This is a genomic window from Massilia cellulosiltytica (genome assembly GCF_047325105.1).
Classification (GTDB): domain Bacteria; phylum Pseudomonadota; class Gammaproteobacteria; order Burkholderiales; family Burkholderiaceae_D; genus Telluria; species Telluria orientalis.
Genome location: NZ_CP168562.1, coordinates 6,122,001 through 6,137,165, shown reverse-complemented (window position 1 = coordinate 6,137,165; position 15,165 = coordinate 6,122,001). Strand labels below are relative to the sequence as shown.

The following is a 15,165-nucleotide window of genomic DNA, read 5'->3' as shown; positions in this document are numbered from 1 at the left end:
CGCGATGGCGCCGTTCACAGCGCCGCGGCGATGCGCCGTACCGCCTGCGCGACCTCGACCGCCTGCGCCGCCGTCATCGTCGGGCCCATCGGGAGGCTGAGCACCTCGCGATGGATGGTCTCGGCGATCGGGAACCGGCCCTCGGTCATGCCGAGATCGGCGTAGGCGGGCTGCAGGTGCGGTGCGATCGGGTAATGCACCAGCGTGCCGATGCCGGCCTCGGCCAGCCCCTTGGCCAGCGCGTCGCGCTGCGCATGGCGCACGACGTACAGGTGCCACACCGGTTCGGCCCACTCGGGCACGACGGGAAGGACGAGGCCGGGGATGCCGGCCAGCTCGGCATCGTAGATCGCCGCCAGCGCGCGCCGCCGGGCGTTCTGGTCATCCAGCACGGGCAACTTGGCCGACAGGATCGCCGCCTGCAGCTCGTCCAGGCGCGAATTGAAGCCGATGGATTCGTTGTGGTATTTCTTCTGGGAGCCGTAGTTGCGCAGCGCGCGCAGTTGCCGTGCCAGTGCGTCGTCGTCGGTCGTGATCGCGCCGCCGTCGCCCAGCGCGCCCAGGTTCTTGCCGGGATAGAAGCTGAACGCGGCGGCGTGCCCCAGCGCACCGGCGCGCCGGCCGCGATAGCGCGCGCCGTGCGCCTGGGCGCCGTCCTCGACGACCTTCAGGCGGTGACGACGGGCGATGTCCATCAGCGGCTCCATGTCGGCGCACTGGCCGTACAGGTGGACCGGCACGATGGCCCTGGTACGCGCCGTGATGGCCGCTTCCACGCGGGCCGGATCGAGGTTGTACGTGCCCGCCACCGGCTCCACCGGGACCGGCGTGGCGCCGCAATGCGAGGCGGCCAGCCAGGTGGCGATATAGGTATTGCTGGGAACGATGACTTCATCACCCGGGCCCACCCCCCATGCCTTGAGCACGAGGAAGATCGCATCCAGCCCGTTGGCCACGCCGATGGCATGGCGCGTACCGCACCAGGCGGCATAGGCTTGCTCGAACGCTTCCACTTCCTTGCCGAGGACATACCAGCCGGACCGCAGCACGCGCCGCATGGCCTGTTCGATGGCGTCTTCCTGCTCGAGGTTGATGGCCTTCAGGTCGAGGAAGGGAATACTCATGCGTGCTCCACAGGAAGGACGCCGCTGTCGCCCATGCGGCGTTTGGCGGCGACGAATTCGTCATAATCGCGGATGTAGTCTTCCGCTTCGTAATAGTCCGACGCGAACACCATCATCACGGCGTCGCTCGAATATTTGTACTGGATACCCCAGGTCATCGGCGGCAGGTACAGGCCGATGTCCGGCGCGTCGAGGCGCACTTCGCAGCGGGAGTCCACGTCGTCGACAACCACCGAACAGCTGCCTTTAACGCAGACCAGGAACTGGTGGCACTTGTAGTGCGCGTGTTCGCCGCGGGTCTTGTCGTTGGGGACGTTCATGACCAGGAAGTAGCGTTTCGGCATGAACGGGATTTCACGCATGAACTCGCCGACCGACAGGTCGCCGCGCGGGTCGCCGACGAATTTGAAGCGGTGCAACGTCACGTCGCCGACACCGAGGCGCACGGCCGACGGTGTTTTTGGCGGCGTGGTGATGGTGTGCCACTCGGCCGCCGGCTTGCGTTCGGCCTGCTGCACGTAGTTGACCACGCGTGCCGGCGCGCCGGCCACGATCGCGTACGGCGGCACGTTATGGGTGACCACGGCCCCGGCCACGATTTCGGCGCCCTGGCCGATGCGCACGCCCCGGTGCAGCAGGGCGCCGGCGCCGATGCGGGTGCCGGCGCCGATCACGACGTCGCTGCCGTCCCCGTCCGGTGCCTCGATGGTGACGCCCGGACCGAGGTCGACGTCCTCGTGCAGCCGCACGCCGGGCCAGACCTGGGTGAAGCCGCGCACGCGGCAGCCGGTGCCGATCGCGGCGCCCGCGTAGACCACGACGAAGTCGCCCAATTGCGCATCGGCGGCGACAGTGGCGCCGTCATGGACGTGGGCGGAGAAGGAACGGGACATGGAATTCTCCTGCATGTTTGGATTCAGACGAGCGTCGCGACGCACACATACTGCCACGCCAGCGCGTCCTGCGCCGCCTGCTCCGGATCGTTGCCGCCGGCCGCGGCGAGCGCCCGGATGGCGGGCAGCCACTGCTCGCGCGCCGGCTCGTCGCGCACCTCGGGCGAGCCCGTGGCCAGTTCGAAGCCGGTCTGGCGCAGCAGGTCGAGCAAGGTGGCGCGAGTGAACAGGCGCAGGTCGTGCGGGCGCACGGGAGTGTCGTCGCGGTAGTGCAGGTCGCCGACGGCGAGCCGGGCCTGTACGCTCCAGTGTTGGGCGTTGCGCACCGAGACGACGACGCGGGTGCCCGGCGCGCTCCGGCGGCGGATGTCGCGCAGCAGGGCCCACGGATCGGGCAGGCTGGTCAGCACGTCGCCGAGAATCCAGCAATCGGCGCCGGCCGCGTAGGTGTCGAACTGCTTGGTCGGCTTCGTGATGTCCATGTTGAACACGAAATCGCAATGCGGACGCGCCTGGTCGGCCAGTTGCGGATCGAGCTCCACGCCGAGGTACTGGCAGATCGGATGGCGGGCGCGGTAGGCCTTGGCGAACAGGCCGTTGCCGCAGCCGACGTCGATCACCTTGGCGGCGTCGGTGGGCACGAAATGCAGCAGATAGGGATCGACGCTGCCGTCGGGCGCCGGCATGTCGTAGTGGTAGCCGCCGGTGCGCTTGACCGTACCCTGCCACGGGTGCTTGATGTAGTGCGGCGTCGTGCGGCCTTCGAAATCTTCGCGGACCCATTGCACGTGCTTGTAAAGGTGGGCGTTGCCGCTGTAGTTTAGCGCCAGCATCGTCTGGATGTTCGGCGCGCCGTGCTTGATCGGCAGCGGCCATTGACGCATCACGTCCAGGTTGACCAGCATGCAGGCCGGGTGCAGGTAGTGGATGGGCCCGTCTTCGGGCTCGTCGTAGCCGCGCTCGTTGACGCGCTGGGTGCTGCCGACGCCCCACATGCCCGGCTCCAGCTCGGCCTGCAGGGTTTCGAGGAAGCCGTCCTTGACGATCTCGACGTCCGAATCGAGGAACAGCGCCTGGCCTTGCAGGTTCAGATTGTGCACGGCCCAGGTCATGCCGGGACCGTGGTGGATGTTGTAGCCGAACGGGATGAACTCGACGTCCGGGAAACGTGCGGCGATGGCACCGATCTGCGTTGCGACCTCGGGACGCGAACCGTCGATCACGTACACTTTGTTCGAATAGAACTGGCGGAAGGTGCGCAGCAGCGCCTCGATCAGGTCGGGCGAGTTGTACGACACCGTGATGACGGGAATTTGATTCGTTTGCATGGTGTGTTTCGAAGAGGCCGAACGTCGTCCTGCCGATCGCAAAGGAAGCGTAATCATACTCTGTTGACCTGTTTCCAGCGAAATTTTGTGGCCTGTGAGCAACCAATAGTTGGCACAATTTTGCGATTGGTTTTCAGAAGGGCAATTTGATTGCAACCATGTCATTCCTATGGCGATTGTTGTGTGTAATCATGCCTTCGTCCATCAACGTTCATACGGGGAGTCATGAGCGAACAACCAACCATCCGACCCGCCGCCCGCCTGGTCGGCAACAAGCTCGTGCTGCGCGAGGTCGAGGTCGCCGATGCGGCCTATATCCTGTCGTTGCGGCTCGATCCCAAAAAGGCGGCGTACCTGTCGGCGGTCGACGCCGACGTGGCCAGGCAGGCCGCCTGGATCGAGCGCTACAAGACGGACGGCAGCCAGGCTTATTTCATCATCTGCCTGAAGGACGAGGCGGGCGGTGCCGGCCAGCCGGTCGGCACCGTGCGGCTGTACAACGCCGTCGGCGACAGCTTTTCGTGGGGGAGCTGGATCGTCGCCGACGGTGCTCCTACCTATGTGGGGATCGAATCGGCGCTGATCGTCTACCGTTATGCGCTCGACCATCTCGGCTTTCGCAACGCGCATTTCGAGGTCCGCAAGGACAATCGCAGCGTGTGGACGTTCCACGAGCGCTTCGGCGCGCAACGGGTGGCGGAAGACGACGTCGAGTACCGCTTCGAACTGGCGCACGATGCCATCCTCGCGTCGATGGGGCGGTATGTCCGCTTCCTGCCGGACCCGATCGACGTCGTGCGGCTCGACTGATCAGGCGGCGATGGCGCGCACCAGATATTGGTAGGGCAGGGCGTCCTGCACGGCCAGTTCAGGGTCGGCGCCGGCGGCCGCGGCCAGGGCGCGGATTGCGTCCAGCACGATTTGCGGCGGCTGTTGCGCGTTCACCGTCGTCATGGCGATGAGCGTGAAGCCGTGGTCGGCCAGCAGCGCCGCGAGCGATGCGCGCGTGAACAGGTGCAGGTTGCGGCGGTCCGGCATGTTGCCGGCGGCGAGCAGCGTCTGCAGCAGCCAGTGCTGGCCGTTGTTGACGCACGCGACCAGTTCCACCGGGCCGAGCGCTTGGCGGCGCAGGCGCGCGAGGAAGGTCCACGGGTCGCGCAGGCGTTCCAGCGTTTCCGGGAACAGCCAGCACTGGGCCGCGGCCAGCTGCTGCCAGTCGGCGTCGGTCAGTTGTTCGGCGTCGCGCTCGATGGCGGACGTGCTCCAGCCTGCGTTTGCGGCAAGCGCGCCGACGGCCGTGTAATGCGAGTTCGGTACGCGGGCACGCCAGGCCTGGGCGAGGGTCGCGCCGCCCACTTCGACGATGCTGTGCATGCCGGGACGCAGCAGCGACAGCATGCTCTCCTGCTGCAAGGTCAGTTGCGCGGGGGGCGGTACTTCCTGCAGCCGGGCGACGGCTGGTTCGTCCACGGGTTCGACGCCGGCCGGGCGCCTGACGACGGTCGCCAGCAGGTCTTCGTAGTCGCGCACGAAGCGCGGCGTGTCGAACAGCGGGCTCGCGTCGCGGTTGGCCGCGAGGCGCGCGCGCAACGCGTCCATGCGCGGGCGGTCGTTGCCGAGGGCGATGGCCAGCGCCTCGTAATCTTCCAGCGCGTGCGTGACGAGTTCCGGCAGGCCCACCGCGCGCAGCAGGCTGCCCGCCATGCGCGAGCAGAAGGTCTGGCCGGCCCACGTCAGCACGGGCAAGCCGGCCCACAGGGCGTCGCTCGCGGTGGTGCCGCCGTTGAACGGATTCGTGTCGAGGAACAGGTCGGCGAGGCGGAAGCGGGCCAGGTAATCGGCCGGCGCCACGCGCCCCGCGAACAGCAGGCGGCTGCCTGCCACGCCGCGCGCCTCGGCCTCGCGCACGAGGTTGGCGCGGGTGGCGTCGCTGTCGGCCACCATCCACAGCACGCTGTCCGGCACCTGTTTCAGGATGCGCATCCAGCTGTCGAACACCTCGGGCGTGACTTTGAAATTGCTGTTGAAGGAGCAGAACACGAACGCGCCTTCCGGCAGGCCGTTCGCCGCGCGCGTGGGCGTGGGGCCGATGGCGCGGCGGCGGTCGTTGATCTGGAACGTGTGCGGCATGCGCAGCGGCCGTTCCGTGAAATGCGGTTCCAGCTCCGGCGGGAGTACGAAGTCGTCGGCCACCACGTAGTCGATGCCGGGCACCGCCGTCGGGCCGGGAAAGCCCAGCCACGTCAGCTGCACGGGCGCGGGACGCCAGCCGAGGATGTCGGCGCGCGCGCCCAGCGTGAGGCCGTGCAGGTCGACGAGGATGTCGATCTCGTGCGAGCGGATGCAGCGCGCCGCTTCCTCGTCCGTCATGCGGTCGATGCGGATGTAGTGGTCCATCGCGCCGACCACGCGCGCGCGCAGCGGCGAATTGTCTTCGCGGCTCCAGGAAAACGCGTAGACCTCGACGCGCGCGCGGTCGTGCAGCTCGTACAGTTCGGCCGTCAGGATCGACACCGCGTGCGAGCACAGGTCGGACGACAGGTAGCCGATGCGGATGCGCCTGTGGGCATAGCCCTCGGGCGGCGCCAGCTGCTCGGGCGCCGCATGCACCTTGCGCTCGACGAAGTTGAGCGACGCGGCCAGCTGCTCGGCTGGATGCGGCGACGCCCCCAGCATCGCGAGGGCCGACGTGTGGCGGCGCTGTTCTTCCACCGTGACGGCGCCGAACGCTTCGTAGACCGGCCACACGCACAGCTTCTGGCGCAGGTGCACCCAGTGGGTGATGACCTTGGGCTGGTCCGGATCGAGTTCGAGGCTGCGCGTGAGATAGTCCAGCGCTTCCGGCAGGCGCTTGCGGATCTCGCACAGGCGGCCCAGGTTGTTCAGGGCCTGCACGTGCAGCGCCGGCTTCGCGGCCAGGTCCGGGATGTCGGCGAGGATGCTTTGCCATGCGGCGAGCGCGTCATCGGGCCGGTTCATGCGCTCGTACAGCGTGCCGAGATTCAGGCGCGCCTCGATGAAGCCGGGGGCGAGTTCGATCGCCCTCAGGTAATCGCGGGCGGCGCCCGCATCGTCGCCCACGTTGCCGCGCGCGACGGCGAGGTTGAAGCAGGCGGCGTATGCGGCCGGGGAGGCCGTGTGCGCGATCCATGCTTCGTACAACCGGATCGCCTCCTGCTGCATGCCCAGTTCGACCAGCGTCTGCGCACCCTGGAACAGTTCACCGAGCGGCAGCACGCCGCGTTCGGCCTGACGGAACAAAGCATCGGTATGCGCGGGAACATTCATCCTGGATAGGTCTCTCGAGTCTGCTTCGGGGAAGCGTAATCATACTCTGTCAGAGTGTCTCCAGCGAACGTTTGTGGCCTGTGAGCAACCGATTGGCATCAACCGTTTGTACCCAAGTTTTCAATCAAGCATGAACATTTGCCCGGACTGAAATGGTTCTTGGCAAAGGCGCATCCGCATCTAGTTGCACATATGGAATTTATTTCCTTGTGGATACATTGTAAAAGAGATAGCACAAGAAAAGATGTCTGTCTATCAATTTTTCTATTTGCAATGAATTGTAATTAAAAAGCGACAATTTCTTGCGTTTCGACATCGCTGTTTTCATAGGGAAATCCAAATTTTGTTCAATATCAAAGGATCAGCACAATAGTTAATTCGGATAATTTTTTACGAATAAATATTGTTTTCTTGCTACATTGGAAAGTCGTGTAGTTGGTAAAAAAACACGTAGGCCCGATACCCATCGGTGCTTCCATTTCAAGGCGAGAGACATGACAACCAATCCGACTTCTTGCGTTTCCCCTGCCCAATCCGGGCTGAACAAACTGGTCCTGGGTGCAGCCGCCGCGCTTGCACTGCTGGGCACGGCACCTGCCATGGCGTCCGTGGTGAACTTCGAATCCCTGAGCCCCGACGGCATCTACGTGGACGGCGACACGCTCGGCGAGTCCGGCTACACGCTGCAAGCCATCGACAATCACGGCGGCACGAGCGGCGTCGTCGGCCTGCTCGTCAACGGCATGGACCCGACCTCCTGCTGGCTGGGCGGCTGTCCTACCAACAACACGAGCCATTCCTACCTGGGCCTGAACGACGGCGGCGTCACGATCAAGAAGGACGACGGCGGCAAGTTCAGCCTGCGTCGCCTCGACTTCGGTTTCGTCGCCCCGTTCGGCGGCCTGCCGAATTTCTCGTATGGCCAACTGTTGCTGACCGGCACGTTCGCGAACGGCGGCACGCTCGGCTACGCGCTCGACTTCCCGGGCCTCGACAACAACGGCAACCCGCTGTTCGACACCGCCACGCTGCCTGCCGGCTTCGGCTATGCCGAGCTGACCAGCCTGACGATCCGCGCCTGCCTGTTCGACGGCATCGGCGGCTGCACCGTCGCGGCCGACAATTCCGATCCGTCGATCTACCAGGCCCAGTTCGCCATCGACAACCTCGCACTGGCCGAAGTGCCGGAGCCGGCCAGCCTCGCGCTGATCGGCCTGGGCATGGGCGCGCTCCTGGCGCGCCGCCGCAAATCCGCTCCTTCGTCCAACAACGCCTAAGCCGCCGAGGTATCGACCATGAAACTGCGTCCCATCACTTCGGCCGTCCTGTTCGCGCTGACCGTCGCGGCCGCCACCCACGCCTATGCCGACGGCGAAGTCCGCCGCTCGTACATCGTCCAGCTGGCCGACAAGCCGGTCGCCACCTATGACGGCGGCGTCAGCGGCCTCACGGCGACCAAGCCGGCCGCCGGGCAGCGCCTGAACGTCGACGCGACGAGCGTCCAGAATTACATCACCTACCTGGAGACCAAGCAGTCCGACGTCCTGTCGACTGTCAACAAGGCCCAGGTCACCAATGAATACAAGGTCGTCTTCAACGGCTTCTCGGCCCTGCTGACCGACGCCGAGGTCCGCGCGCTGAAGAAGAACCCGGGCGTCGCCAGCATCTCGGCGGACTCGATCCTGCAGCTCGACACGAGCTATACCCCGACGTTCCTCGGCCTCGATAAACCGGGCGGCCTGTGGGACCAGCTCGGCGGCCAGGACAAGGCCGGCGAAGGCATCATCATCGGCATCGTCGACGGCGGCATCTGGCCGGAGCACGACAGCTTCGCCGACCGCGTCGACGCGAACGGCAATCCGAGCCGCGACGGCACCAAGCTCGCCTACGATGCCCCGCCGGCGTCCTGGAAGGGCATCTGCCAGGTGGGCGAAGGCTTCGCGGTCACCGATTGCAATAACAAGCTGATCGGCGCGCGCTACTTCAAGCAGCCGACGCAGACCTTGCACTGGACCGAATTCTTGTCGGCGCGCGACTCCGTCGCCGGCGCGGAAGGCCATGGCGGCCACGGCGACCACACGGCCAGCACGGCCGGCGGCAACGCACACGTGACGGCCTCCACCAACGGGATCTCGCTCGGCAAGATCACCGGCATGGCGCCGCGCGCCCGCATCGCCGCCTATAAAGTCTGCTGGACCGACGGCGTGACCGGCCTGAACGGCTGCGCGACGTCGAACAGCGTGGCCGCGATCGAACAGGCCGTGAAGGATGGCGTGAACGTCATCAACTTCTCGATCGGCCCGAACGCCGGCGGCGGCCAGTTCAACGAACCGACCGAAGTCGCCTTCCTCGGCGCGGCCGCGGCGGGCGTGTTCGTGGCGGCATCGGCCGGCAACTCCGGTCCGGCGACGGCACCGGTCGCCCACATCAGCCCGTGGCTGACCACGGTCGGCAACTCGACGCACAACCGCACCTATGCGGGCGACGTCGCGTTGGGCAACGGCGTGACCGTCACCGGCGCGTCCGGCAACGCCAACACCCCGTCGTCGCCGCTGATCCTGGCGAAGGATGCCGGCCTGGCGGGCATCGACCCGGCCGATCCAAGCCTGAACCTGTGCTTCGGCCCGGCCGATGGTCCGACCACGTACCTCGATCCGGCCAAGGTGACGGGCAAGATCCTCGTCTGCGACCGCGGCTCGAACGTGCTTGTCAACAAGAGCGCGAACGGCAAGACGGCCGGCGCCGTCGGCGTCATCATCGCCAACACGCCGACCAGCGCATCGACGATCCTGAACCAGGCCCACTCCATCTCGACCGTGCACATCACGGCCGCGGACGGCCAGAAGGTCAAGGATTACTATGCCTCGACCCCGGGCGCCACCGCGGCGCTGAACAACCTGCGCGGCATCGTCGATCCGACCATCGTGGCACCGCAGATGAACAGCAGCTCGTCGCGCGGCCCGAACGTGGCCAACGCCAACATCATGAAGCCGGACGTCACCGCGCCGGGCACGGACATCCTGGCGGCCGTCAGCGCCGACCTGACCAAGGCCCAGCGCGACGCGGTCGCCGGCGGCGCACCGGCGCCGTCGAAGGACTTCGCGTTCTACACCGGCACGTCGATGGCGTCGCCGCGTGTGCATCTGGCCTGGGCATCGCCGTCCAGTCGGGCCGGACAGTGGTCAGCCATTCCGAGCACCCGCACGCACGCACGCGCGCACGCACACACACGCACGCCCCCGCCCCCGGCCTGACCCGCCCCCCCCCCCCCCGCCCAGCGTCGTGACACGTCGAGGAGGCCAGAACGCAAGGTAGGCATGGCAATGGGCCGCGGGACAGGCAATCCTGAGTCCCGGCCACCTGACCGGCCCCGCTGCATACGTGGGGCCAGGCGCCAGGCTGCACGTGGCGCCAGTCCACTGCACCAGTCGAGTCCGGGTCTCCAAGTGTACTTGAAACCTGGCCACGATCGACTACGCGCGCTTCCTGTGCGGCCTCGGCATCACCAACGTGTTCAGCCCGGGCACCTGCCCGGCCGTCGGCTCGATCCAGCCGTACAACCTGAACCTGCCGTCGCTGACGGCCGCCAACGTGCTGGGCATCCAGACGCTGACCCGCACGGTGAAGAACGTGGGCGGCAGCGCGGCGACGTACAACGTCAGCACCACGCTGCCGGGCTACACGGTCGACGTGCAGCCGGCCACGCTGAACCTGGCGCCGGGCGCGAGCGGCACGTACACCGTCAAGCTGACCCGCACCAGCGCGCCGGCTCATACCCGTCGGTGTACGGCCAGAAGCCCAGGCGGCCCTGGAGCGACGGCACGCACACGGTGCGCCGCCTGCTAGGCGGTTGCGCGCTCCTCCCACCGATCTGCCGACACCGGCCACGGTGCAGAGCGAAGCGACGTCCGGCACCAAGGTCGTCACCATCGGTACCGGCTACGCCGGCTCGCTGTCGCTCGCCAAGGCCGGCCTGATCCCGGCCACCGAGTTCAGCTCGACGGTCGTCACGGCGACGAACACGGCCAACAGCGTGTGCACGGGCGGCGGCGGCACGGGCGTGAACGTGCACACCGTCACCATCCCGGCCGGCACGACCACGGCCCGCTTCGCGCTGTACGACAGTGACACGGTCGGCACCGGCACCGGCCTGTCCGACCTGGACCTCGTCGTGGCACGCGGCACGACCGTCGTCGGCACCAGCGGCGGCCAGACGGCCAACGAAATGGTCACGCTGGCCAACCCGCCGGCAGGCGAGTACAAGGTGTGCGTCGTCGGCTACGATCCGGTCGGTGGCAGCGCCACGTACAAGCTGTCGACCTGGGTGCTGAGCCCGGGCGTCACCGGCGGCAACTTCAGGGCCGTCGCACCGACCCAGGTCGCCCTGGGCGGCACGGCATCGGTGGCGCTGTCGTGGTCCGGTCTCGCGACCGGCAAGCGGCACCTGGGTTCGGTCGCCTACGTGACCGGCGGCGCCACGGTCGGCACGACGATCGTCGAAGTCGACACGACGGATCCGATCCCGCTGTTCCAGAACGCCGGCAACAAGCAGGCGAAGGTCGAGTAATCGGCAGGTTACAGCTCGACCATGGGCCGCCACAAGCGGCCCGAAAGACAAAGGCCGCGGTGCATGCCGCGGCCTTTGTCGTTTGTGATGACGTATCAGCGTGCCACGGGTGCCATCCCGCCGGGACCGCTGTTCGTGGCGCGCAGCACGCACTGGCCGGCGGCGCACGTCGCGCCCGGGTCGGGGACGACAGAGCAGGTCGACATCATGCCCTTCTTGGTGTCCTCCGCCTGGCGCGCGGCCGCGTGTTCGGCCACGAGCGCGCGCAGGCGCGTGCCGTCGTTGTTCTTGCTGGACCACGCGAGGTAGCGCTCGGGGCCGCCGCAGGCCTTGTGGCCCACGCCGATCGTGTGACATTGATCGTCCGTGTCGCAGGCGGCGGCGCCGCGCTCGGCCTCGATGCGGGCCAGCAGCGGCGCGCTGCCCGTGGCGGTGGACGGTGCCTGCGGCGCATCGCTGCGGCAGGCGCTGCTCGCGAGCAACAGGGCCAGGCCGGCCAGGCGGGCAAAGGTGCGGGGTAGGTTAAGCGGGTTCATGGGCCCATGATCGCGTGCACGGAAGCGCTTGGCAAGGGGCGCACGCGTCGTCACGGCACCGTCATATTCAACCGCTACATTGCCCTCATCAATATGCACGGCAAGGCGAGCGCGATGGGTGGGCGTTGGATGGACGAAGGCAGGGCAGGCAAGCGCATCCTCGTGCTGAGCGTGCCCGCGGGCGCCGGCCATACGCGCGCGGCCGAGGCGATCCGCGCCAGCGCGTCCGCCGTCCCCGGCATCGCTGAAGTGATCCACCTGGACGCGACCGCCTACGCGACGCCGCGCCTGCGCCAGGTCTACGCCGACCTCTACATCATGCTCGTGCGCCGCGCGCCGGCGGTGTGGAGCTGGGTCTACGATTACACGAACACGGCCGCGCCGGACGGCTGGGCGCACCGGCTGCGGCGCCGCATCGAACGGCGCGATTGCGCGCCGCTGCTGGCGAAAATCGCCGCGCTGCGCCCGGATGCCATCGTCTGCACACATTTCCTGCCGGCCGAGATCCTGTCGCGCGAGGTTGCCGACGGCATGCTGCGCTGCCCCGTGTGGGTGCAAGTGACCGACTTCGACCTGCACCGCATGTGGGTGCACCGGCACATGGCCGGCTATTTCGCGGGCAATGACGAAGTGGCGTTCCTGATGGAAAAACACGGCATCGCGCGCGACGGCATCCACGTTACCGGCATCCCGGTCATGCCGACCTTTACGTGCCGGCCCGATCGCGCCGCGTGTGCAAGCGAACTCGGCATCGATCCCGGCCGCATGACCTTCCTGCTGATGGGCGGCGGTGCCGGGCTGGGCGGCCTGTCCACGCTGGCGCAGCGCCTGTTGGCGATCCCCGGTCAGTTCCAGTTGATCGCGCTGGCGGGCCGCAATGCCGCGGAACTGGCGGCACTGCAACGCCTTGCGGCCGCATACCCGGGCCGGCTCGTGCCGCAGGGTTTTACGGACAAGGTCGAGCGCCTGATGGCCTGCGCCGACGTGGCCATCACGAAGCCGGGCGGCGCGACGACGGCGGAGTGCCTGGCGCTGGGCCTGCCCATGATCGTGAATGCGTCGATTCCCGGGCAAGAGGAACGCAACGCCAATTTCCTGCTCGAACATGGCGCCGCGATGAAAGCGTTCGATGCGCCATCGCTGGAATACCGCGTGCGCTACCTGATGGCCCATCCGGCCGAACTCGACACCATGCGTGCCCGCGCCCTCGCGCTGGGCCGTCCCCATGCCGCGGCCGCCGTGCTGGCGGCCATCCTGAAGCAGACCGAACCCATCGATGCCTGTGTTTGAATTTTCCCATACCGGCCAGTTCGTCGCGACGCTGGCCGCCATCGTCGTTGCCGCTTATTTTTTTGCCCGCGTCGAAGTGGAGATCGAAGGCGACGCCGGCTGGGCCGCGAACCTGCCCACCTGGCGCATCGAAGAGCATCCGCTGCTCGACATCTTCTGGGGCGGCCGCGCGCTGACCGGCTACCACGCGTGGATGTTCTCCTTCATCGGCGTCATTTTTCACTTCCCGCTGGCCTTCATGGGACGTTGGTCGTTGCAGCTGGAAGCACGCGCGCTGGGCGCCGTGATGCTGTTCTGGATCGTCGAGGACTGGCTGTGGTTCGTCGTCAATCCTGCTTTCGGCTGGCGCCGCTTCAAGCGCGAACTGGTCCCCTGGCACAAGCGCTGGTTCGCGGGTGCGCCCGTCGATTACTGGATGTTCGGCGTCGTCAGCGCGCTGCTGTTCTGGTACGGGTACTGACTGGTCCGCCACGACCCTTGCCCAGGTCCAGCGCGTGACGGATGCGCTGGCACAGTTCGCCGGACGTGCGCGAGATCAGCTCGTGGGGAATCTCGAATTTCTCCGTCAGCCGGTCGTAGTCCTCGAAGCCGTACGACACCATGAACGGATGCATGCCCGAGCCGATCGCGGCAGTGAAATCCTTGTGCTCGTCGCCGCACACGTAGGCGCGCGCCGGATTGATGCCGAATTGTTCGCGGATGGCGCGGAACTGGCTCGTCTTCTTTTCCGAGAGCGGAATGTGGACGAGGAAGTCGAGCGCATTGATGTCGATGTCGTGGCGTTGGAACAGCTGGCGCAGCGTCTCCAGCGGTTCGTTCGTGATGTTGCGCGTGACCATGCCGACCACGACGTCCGGCGCGGCGACCAGTTCCCGCACGAGGTCGGGGATGCCTTCGTACATCGTCGCTTCCTGGCGATAGACCTCCGTGAGGCTGTCGACGAGCCTGGACCGGCTGTTCCTGCGCAGGTTCTTCTTGATGATAGCCGGGAATTCCTTCAGCCCGCCCAGGTACTTGAAGAGGTTGTGGCGCTTCTGGAACCGGGCTTCGTCGCCGATGTCCAGCCCATGCCGCGAAAAGGCCGCTTCGATGGCGGAAAAGGCGTCGATGGTGGTGCCGTCCGCGTCGAGGATCAGCAGGCGTTTCCTGGATTTGTACATGTGCGTCGTGGCCGGATTCCGTTGCCTCATCATACTCACCAGCACGTTACCGGCGTATGACAGATCAGCGCCAGAACAGCAAGAACGCGAGCGCGCCGAACAGGAACCATTTGAAGACGTAGTAGACGGTGCGGTTCCAGGCTTTCAACCGCTTGCCGAACCGGCGCAACGCGTACAGGTAGCGGAACACGCGGTTCAGGCCGCCCGTGCGGTCGCCGATCTCGTTCGGCGCCGCCGACGCGCGCAGGATGAAGCCGCCAACCGCGCGGCCGACGGCCTGCGCCCAGCGGTATTTCAGCGGCCGTTCGACGTCGCAGAACAGGATGATGCGGTCGTGCGCCGTCCGGTTGGCGGCGTCGTGCAGATAGGTCTCGTCGAACACGACGTCCTCGCCGTCGCGCCACGCATACGGGATGCCGTCGACGACGATGGCGCAGCGGTCGTCGTTGGGCGTCACGAGCCCAAGGTGGTAGCGCACGGACACGGCCAGCGGATCGCGGTGCAGGCCCAGGGTGCCGCCCGCCGGCAGCAGGGCGAACATCGCGGCCTTGACCGATGGGATGCGCTCCAGGATGGCCACGGTGCGCGGACACAATGTCGCCGCGGATGGATGTGGATTGTCGTACCACTTCAGGTAGAAGCGCTTCCAGCCGCGCCGGAAAAAGGAATTGAAGCCGATGTCGTCGAATTTGTCGGACGGGCGGATGCGCTGCATCTCGTACAGCGCCAGCGCTTCCTGGCGGAACGTGCGCCATTCCTGTTTGAGATCCGCCAGTTCGGGAAAGCAGGATGCGGGCACGAACGGCGTCGTCGGCACGGCGGAAAACAGGTAGCAGAAGCAGTTCAGCGGCGCCATGAACGTGGAGTGGTCGGACAGCTGCCGGAACACGCCATGGCGCACGCGGCCGCGCAGGTGCACGACCACCGCGCTGGCGACGAACAGCAACAGGACGATCCAGCGCATCGGCGGACTCCGCAG

The 15,165-nt window shown here is 66.8% G+C and carries 14 protein-coding genes; 7 read left to right on the top strand and 7 right to left on the bottom strand.

Annotation, left to right across the window (positions count from 1 at the left end; all coding sequences use genetic code 11):
• Positions 1-14 precede the first annotated feature (14 nt).
• The 3 genes from ACEN9H_RS26915 to ACEN9H_RS26905 are packed head-to-tail and all read right to left on the bottom strand — an operon-like array spanning position 15 to position 3,345.
• On the bottom strand, positions 15-1,124 hold the full coding sequence (locus ACEN9H_RS26915) for a DegT/DnrJ/EryC1/StrS family aminotransferase (RefSeq protein ID WP_413672711.1): 1,110 nt from the start codon (positions 1,122-1,124) through the stop codon (positions 15-17).
• Positions 1,121-2,017, bottom strand: coding sequence for a WxcM-like domain-containing protein (locus ACEN9H_RS26910; protein ID WP_413672710.1), 897 nt, complete (start codon positions 2,015-2,017; stop codon positions 1,121-1,123). The genes ACEN9H_RS26915 and ACEN9H_RS26910 overlap by 4 nt, the downstream gene beginning before the upstream one ends.
• Before the next feature lie 23 nt (positions 2,018-2,040).
• On the bottom strand, positions 2,041-3,345 hold the full coding sequence (locus tag ACEN9H_RS26905) for a bifunctional glycosyltransferase/class I SAM-dependent methyltransferase (protein WP_413672709.1): 1,305 nt from the start codon (positions 3,343-3,345) through the stop codon (positions 2,041-2,043).
• Positions 3,346-3,570: 225 nt separating this feature from the next.
• Between ACEN9H_RS26905 and ACEN9H_RS26900 the strand changes: the two genes are divergently transcribed.
• Entirely contained in the window at positions 3,571-4,155 is a 585-nt protein-coding gene (locus tag ACEN9H_RS26900; RefSeq protein WP_413672708.1) for a GNAT family N-acetyltransferase, read from the top strand.
• Here ACEN9H_RS26900 and ACEN9H_RS26895 read toward each other — a convergent pair whose 3' ends face one another.
• Positions 4,156-6,606 carry a tetratricopeptide repeat protein gene (locus ACEN9H_RS26895; RefSeq protein ID WP_413672707.1) on the bottom strand — a complete coding sequence of 817 codons (2,451 nt, stop codon included), beginning with the start codon at positions 6,604-6,606 and terminating at the stop codon, positions 4,156-4,158.
• 521 nt (positions 6,607-7,127) lie between these two features.
• Between ACEN9H_RS26895 and ACEN9H_RS26890 the strand changes: the two genes are divergently transcribed.
• The 4 genes from ACEN9H_RS26890 (at position 7,128) to ACEN9H_RS26875 (ending at position 11,200) form a co-directional block, all read left to right on the top strand.
• Positions 7,128-7,910 carry an NF038120 family PEP-CTERM protein gene (locus ACEN9H_RS26890; RefSeq protein WP_413672706.1) on the top strand — a complete coding sequence of 261 codons (783 nt, stop codon included), beginning with the start codon at positions 7,128-7,130 and terminating at the stop codon, positions 7,908-7,910.
• Positions 7,911-7,928: 18 nt separating this feature from the next.
• Positions 7,929-9,887 (top strand): S8 family serine peptidase, encoded by a 1,959-nt coding sequence (locus tag ACEN9H_RS26885; protein ID WP_413672705.1) that lies wholly within the window; start codon positions 7,929-7,931, stop codon positions 9,885-9,887.
• A gap of 256 nt (positions 9,888-10,143) precedes the next feature.
• The gene (locus ACEN9H_RS26880) at positions 10,144-10,479 is read left to right on the top strand and encodes a hypothetical protein (RefSeq protein ID WP_413672704.1); all 336 of its coding nucleotides are present in this window, start codon (positions 10,144-10,146) and stop codon (positions 10,477-10,479) included.
• Between the two features lie 4 nt (positions 10,480-10,483).
• Complete coding sequence (locus ACEN9H_RS26875) at positions 10,484-11,200, top strand: hypothetical protein (RefSeq protein WP_413672703.1); 717 nt, start codon at positions 10,484-10,486, stop codon at positions 11,198-11,200.
• A 95-nt stretch (positions 11,201-11,295) separates the two neighbouring features.
• Here ACEN9H_RS26875 and ACEN9H_RS26870 read toward each other — a convergent pair whose 3' ends face one another.
• Positions 11,296-11,736, bottom strand: a complete 441-nt coding sequence (locus ACEN9H_RS26870; protein ID WP_371771817.1) for a hypothetical protein — start codon at positions 11,734-11,736, stop codon at positions 11,296-11,298.
• Between the two features lie 129 nt (positions 11,737-11,865).
• Here ACEN9H_RS26870 and ACEN9H_RS26865 point away from each other — a divergent pair, with 129 nt between their 5' ends.
• Together ACEN9H_RS26865 and ACEN9H_RS26860 are read left to right on the top strand one after the other, a co-directional pair.
• Positions 11,866-13,026 carry an MGDG synthase family glycosyltransferase gene (locus ACEN9H_RS26865; protein ID WP_413675639.1) on the top strand — a complete coding sequence of 387 codons (1,161 nt, stop codon included), beginning with the start codon at positions 11,866-11,868 and terminating at the stop codon, positions 13,024-13,026.
• A complete protein-coding gene (locus ACEN9H_RS26860) occupies positions 13,013-13,486 on the top strand; it encodes a hypothetical protein (protein ID WP_413672702.1) in 474 nt (157 codons plus the stop codon). The genes ACEN9H_RS26865 and ACEN9H_RS26860 overlap by 14 nt, the downstream gene beginning before the upstream one ends.
• Here the strand turns inward: ACEN9H_RS26860 and ACEN9H_RS26855 are convergent.
• Together ACEN9H_RS26855 and ACEN9H_RS26850 are read right to left on the bottom strand one after the other, a co-directional pair.
• Positions 13,455-14,186: an HAD family hydrolase gene (locus ACEN9H_RS26855; protein ID WP_056129240.1), complete on the bottom strand. Its 732-nt coding sequence runs from the start codon at positions 14,184-14,186 to the stop codon at positions 13,455-13,457. The two genes, ACEN9H_RS26860 and ACEN9H_RS26855, sit on opposite strands and share 32 nt — an antisense overlap.
• A gap of 64 nt (positions 14,187-14,250) precedes the next feature.
• The gene (locus tag ACEN9H_RS26850; protein ID WP_413672701.1) at positions 14,251-15,150 is read right to left on the bottom strand and encodes an aspartyl/asparaginyl beta-hydroxylase domain-containing protein; all 900 of its coding nucleotides are present in this window, start codon (positions 15,148-15,150) and stop codon (positions 14,251-14,253) included.
• Between the last annotated feature and the right edge of the window lie 15 nt (positions 15,151-15,165).

Coding starts and splice junctions, on each gene's coding strand:
- ACEN9H_RS26915 (WP_413672711.1), bottom strand. CDS start 1,124: ATGAGTATTCCCTTCCTCGACCTGAAGGCCATCAACCTCGAGCAGGAA.
- ACEN9H_RS26905 (WP_413672709.1), bottom strand. CDS start 3,345: ATGCAAACGAATCAAATTCCCGTCATCACGGTGTCGTACAACTCGCCC.
- ACEN9H_RS26910 (WP_413672710.1), bottom strand. CDS start 2,017: ATGTCCCGTTCCTTCTCCGCCCACGTCCATGACGGCGCCACTGTCGCC.
- ACEN9H_RS26855 (WP_056129240.1), bottom strand. CDS start 14,186: ATGTACAAATCCAGGAAACGCCTGCTGATCCTCGACGCGGACGGCACC.
- ACEN9H_RS26890 (WP_413672706.1), top strand. CDS start 7,128: ATGACAACCAATCCGACTTCTTGCGTTTCCCCTGCCCAATCCGGGCTG.
- ACEN9H_RS26850 (WP_413672701.1), bottom strand. CDS start 15,150: ATGCGCTGGATCGTCCTGTTGCTGTTCGTCGCCAGCGCGGTGGTCGTG.
- ACEN9H_RS26885 (WP_413672705.1), top strand. CDS start 7,929: ATGAAACTGCGTCCCATCACTTCGGCCGTCCTGTTCGCGCTGACCGTC.
- ACEN9H_RS26865 (WP_413675639.1), top strand. CDS start 11,866: ATGGACGAAGGCAGGGCAGGCAAGCGCATCCTCGTGCTGAGCGTGCCC.
- ACEN9H_RS26870 (WP_371771817.1), bottom strand. CDS start 11,736: ATGAACCCGCTTAACCTACCCCGCACCTTTGCCCGCCTGGCCGGCCTG.
- ACEN9H_RS26900 (WP_413672708.1), top strand. CDS start 3,571: ATGAGCGAACAACCAACCATCCGACCCGCCGCCCGCCTGGTCGGCAAC.
- ACEN9H_RS26860 (WP_413672702.1), top strand. CDS start 13,013: ATGCCTGTGTTTGAATTTTCCCATACCGGCCAGTTCGTCGCGACGCTG.